2 protein-coding genes and 1 pseudogene are annotated in these 4,943 nt (G+C 41.7%); all 3 read left to right on the top strand.

Features of this window, described 5'->3' with window-relative positions:
• Positions 1–174: pseudogene (locus tag LC574_RS26575) on the top strand (MOSC domain-containing protein); the annotation flags it as partial.
• 518 nt (positions 175–692) lie between these two features.
• Complete coding sequence (locus LC574_RS26570; protein ID WP_229456584.1) at positions 693–4,655, top strand: ATP-binding protein; 3,963 nt, start codon at positions 693–695, stop codon at positions 4,653–4,655.
• A partial coding sequence (locus LC574_RS26565) for a response regulator (protein WP_229456578.1) occupies positions 4,652–4,943 on the top strand: 292 nt, incomplete at its 3' end. The genes LC574_RS26570 and LC574_RS26565, both read left to right, overlap by 4 nt.

Here is a 4,943-nt window from a genome sequence, read left to right as displayed (position 1 = left end):
TACCCAAACTTTCAAAAAATCTTTGCAACCCAGCGACAAGCAACTCTGCCAAATTGGGTTGTTTCATCGCCTTTTAATCACTTTTACAGATTGAGTGTCAATACCCAATTACCCCCATCGTCAGCTGGAAAAATTTTACAAATCGGCGATGGGGTTGACATACTTCCACAATAAAATTAATATTTATTTAAAATAAAAAATATTAAGTAAATTTTTTTTATTTTTACTCTGTATTTGTATGAAAATTTTAAAATTGTTTTACTTATTTTTGTACAAGTCCAAAGGTTTTGAGACCGGAAAATCAAGACATCAGCAATTAAAAATTAAATTTAGGATTGGGTGCTAATGACGACCTGAATTTTAGAATGGCATACTGTAGCTTATCGGTTAAATTTCATTTCATCCGAGAAAATCTGATAAAACTGAGTAAATTCAGGTGCGATGTCTACGACGGGCTATGACGCTCGTTCGCGCTGCCGTAGGCAAGACTCGTTATGGGCGTCGCTAAGTCTGAAAATTAGACCTTGGAGGAATTTAGCCAGTCAAAAAAGTAGAAAGTAAAATTTTGTAATTTTTTATACCAGTAGTTTAAAGATATGTAAATGCATAATACGTCGTAATTATCCTGATATTAAGTGTAGCTGATATGGCAAGAATACCCCTAATATATGCTGGGGAAGAATTAAACAACCATGTTATCCAAACTTCAGCCCATCAAATCTATTAATCGCTTAGTTGGCAAAGTTTATGCCAATGTGCCCCTGAGGTATGTTCTGATTGTGCCCTTTATATTGCAAATTTGTGGCGCGGTGGGACTTGTGGGCTATCTTTCGTATCAAAACGGCCAAAAAGCGGTAACGGAGCTTGCTACTCAATTAGAAAATGAAATCTGCGATCGCATTGAACAGCATCTTGATAGCTATTTAACAACCCCGAAGCAAATCAATCAAATCAACTTAGATGCAATTGAGCTAGGTTTGCTCAACCTTTCGGATTTTCAAACTATCGGCAATTACTTTTGGAAACAAATGCAAGTTTTCAATGTTGGCTACAACAGCTTTGCCAATCCTAAAGGTGAATTTATCGGTGTTGAACGTTTAGATAATGGCAAGCTTTTAATTAATGAAGTTAGCGAAAAGCATGGTTTTGGCAAACTTTATGTTTACCCTACAGACAACCAAGGAAATCGCCGCCATTTACAGGAAGTTAAAAATTACGATCCTCGTCTAGAAGCTTGGTATGCTGATCCAGTCAAGTCAGGCAAACGAGTTTGGAGTCAAATTTATCAATGGGAAGATAAACCAGAAATTATATCCATATCTTCTAGCTATCCTGTTTACGATAAAAATCGCAAATTTGTTGGGGTGATTAGTGTTAATTTGCTATTATCACAAATCGGCAAATTTTTAGCAAATTTAAAGATTAATGAGTCGGGTAAAACTTTTATTTTAGAGCGTTCTGGGTTAATAGTAGCTTCTTCTACTAGCGAACCACCATATACTGTCATTAATGGTAAAGGAAAACGTCTATCAGCATTAGATAGTCAAAATTCTTTAATTAGACTCACAACACAGTCTTTGATCAAACGCTTTGGCAGTCTTAAGTTTGTTGGAGAGAAGCAACAGCTAAGTTTTACCGCCGATGGAATGCGTTATTTTGTGCAGGTAAAAAACTGGAGGGATGAACTGGGTTTAGATTGGCTAATTGTGGCGGTGATTCCCGAAGGCGAATTTATGGAGCAAATTAATGCTAACACCCGCATCACCATTTTGCTGTGCATAGTTGCTTTTTTAGTTGCTATAAGAATTGGAATTTTGACTAGTCGCTGGGTAATTAAGCCGATTTTGCAATTAAACACATCAGCGAAGAAAATTGCTAAAGGTGAATGGGAGCAAATACCAGAAATTCAGCGTTCCGATGAACTGGGGGAACTAGCCAAGTCATTTGAAACTATGGCAAAGCAACTCCAAGTCTCGTTCAATACTTTAGAAGCAAAGAATGCTCAGATGCAAGTCTTAAATGAGGCACTATCTCACAGTCAGAGTCGGCTAACTCAATTTTTAGAAGCCATGCCGATAGGTGTATTTATCATAGATGCTGAAGGTGAACCTTATTACACAAATAAGATAGGGCAGCAAATTCTTGGTCAAGGAACGATGTCTAACGACAAGTCCTTCGGGTTCGGGGGGTCGCAATCGACGGGAACCGCCAAGACTGCGACCCCCTCACCGCTACGCGTCTACGCAAAAGTTAGCGCCGAACAATTATCAGAGGTATATCAAGCTTACCTTGCTGGGACAGATCAACTTTACCCCAGCGATCGCCTGCCGATTTTGAGAGCATTGCTTGGGGAAAGCACCAGGATTGATGATATGGAAATTTGTCATTTTGACAAGAGTATTCCCATTGAAGTTTTGGGAAAGCCAATTTATGATGAATCAGGAAATCTTACTTTTGCGTTGACGCGTAGCGGTGAGGGGGTCGCAGTCTTGGCGGTTCCCGTCGATTGCGACCCCCCGAACCCGAAGGGCTTGTCGTTAGACATCGCTACATTTTTTGATATTACCCAACGCAAACAAGCAGAAAACTTATTAGCAGAATACAATCGCACCCTAGAGGCTCAAGTAAAAAAACGTACTGAAGAGTTCCAGCAAGCTATCGAGCAACTGCAAATCGCCCAACAAGAATTGATTCAATCGCAAAAAATTGCCGCACAAGAACAACAAGCAGCCGTTCGTGAAGCAGCGCGAAGCACCGCCGCCAACCGAGCCAAAAGCGAATTTCTTGCTAACATGAGCCACGAACTGCGTACCCCACTCAATGCCATTCTCGGTTTTAGCCAAGTCATGAGCCGAGATTATTCCCTATCTGGCGAACATCAAGAAAACCTAGCAATTATTAATCGTGCTGGCGAACATCTACTCAACTTAATTAACGATATTCTAGAAATGTCCAAAATCGAAGCTGGCAGAATCACATTAAATAAGAGCAGCTTTGACTTAATTCATGTATTGAAGAAGTTAGAACAGATGCAACACGCAAGTGCTTCATCTAAAAATTTAGAACTAGTGTTTGAATATGCACAAAACATTCCTAAATACATAGAAACGGACGAAAATAAACTGTGTCAAGTCTTGCTCAACCTCTTGGGAAATGCCATTAAATTTACTAATACTGGGAGGGTGACACTAAGGGTGAGACTAGGGGCTGGGGGCTGGGAAACTGGGGAGCAGGGGGAGCAGGGGGAGATGAGGGAGATGCGGGAGCAGGGGGAGATGAGGGAGATGCGGGAGCAGGGGGAGAGGGGGGAGATGCGGGAGCAGGGGGAGATGAGGGAGCAATATCCTCCTCATCCCCCTCATCTTCCTCATCCCCCTCATCCCCCCCATCTTCCTCATCTTCCTCATCCCCCTCATCTTCCTCATCTTCCTCATCCCCCTCATCTCTTCTTCGAGGTAGAAGACACTGGCTGCGGTATTGCCCCACAAGAAATTGACTTATTGTTTGAAGCTTTTGAGCAAACCGAAATCGGCAAAAAATCTCAACAAGGGACAGGGCTGGGTTTGGCGATTAGCCGGAAATACGTGCAACTGATGGGAGGAGATATTACTGTCAACAGCATACCGGGTGTCGGTAGTAAATTTGCCTTTAATATTCAGATTGCTCTAGCTTGCCCTAGAGAAATGCCAACAAACCAAATTAGATACCAAATTCTAGCTTTAGCACCGACTGAGAAAGCATACCGCATCTTAGTAGTTGACGACTCCAAAGAAAGCCGGTTGTTGCTAGTTAAAATTCTCACATCTGTTGGCTTTGAAGTCAGGGAAGCTACAGATGGTAGTGAAGCAGTTGCTAATTGGGAATCTTGGCAACCACACTTAATTTTTATGGATATGCGAATGCCGGTCATGGACGGTTACGAAGCGACAAGAATAATTAAAGCTAAACAAATAGCGTATAGGGCAGCCAATACGTTGCGGAGGTTCCCAAACTCGGAACAGCTGCTGTCGTCGGGGAGCCAGTACCTTGCGTCCGGGTTCCCCGATTCTGGCGAGTCGGAAGTTCTCAAAGTTGTACCCCGATTCAAAAGCCAGGTAGGCGTAGCATCTCCCACACCAGAAGCAACTGGTGTTATGGGAAATGATGCAAATGATGTGTCCACAAAGCGATCGCCAACAGCTCTGGCTCCCCCTTGTGACTTCTCTGGGGCAGAGCAGAGTTGCTCCAATACACACACGATCATTATTGCCCTAACTGCTAGCGCCTTTGAAGAAGAACGCCAGAAAATTTTATCTATTGGCTGCGATGATTTTATTCGCAAGCCATTCATACAAGAAGTATTATTGGAAAAACTGAGCCAACATCTGGGTGTAAAGTATACCAACCAAATAGAAACCACAAACACAACAGTTGTCGATCAACCTATACAGGTATTTATCAGTGTTACCGAACTCCTGAGCCGTTTATCACAAATGTCACCTGAGTGGCTCCAACAGATTTACTATGCCGCAGCTAGCTGTAGCGATGAACTGATTTTAGAGTTACTCAAGCAAATTCCATCAGATAATAGTCAAGTTTTCAAAGTTCTCAGGGATTTAGCGAATAACTACCAGTTTGAGAAAATCATGGAATTGACTAAAAGAAACGTAGAATGAATTACGAGCATTTAGACCCTAAGAAAAAAGATATTTTGATTGTTGACGATATGGCGGATAACCTCCGGGTTTTATCCTCAATATTGACAAGGGAAGGGTATAACGTTCGTAAAGCCTTGAATTGGCAAATGGCACTGACCGCAACTCAAACAGTATTACCGGATTTGATTCTACTTGATATTATGATGCCAGAAGTAGATGGCTATGAAATTTGTCAGACCTTTAAAGCTTGGGAGCTAACAGCCGATATTCCGGTGATTTTTATTAGCGCTTTAGATGATGTTAGAT

Source organism: Nostoc sp. CHAB 5715 (assembly GCF_020829685.1).
Taxonomy (GTDB): Bacteria; Cyanobacteriota; Cyanobacteriia; order Cyanobacteriales; family Nostocaceae; genus Nostoc.
This window is presented reverse-complemented; position numbering and strand designations above follow the sequence as displayed.

What these genes read in the sequence shown, in the direction of transcription:
- LC574_RS26570 (WP_229456584.1), top strand. Translation starts at nt 693, where the DNA reads ATGTTATCCAAACTTCAGCCCATCAAATCTATTAATCGCTTAGTTGGC.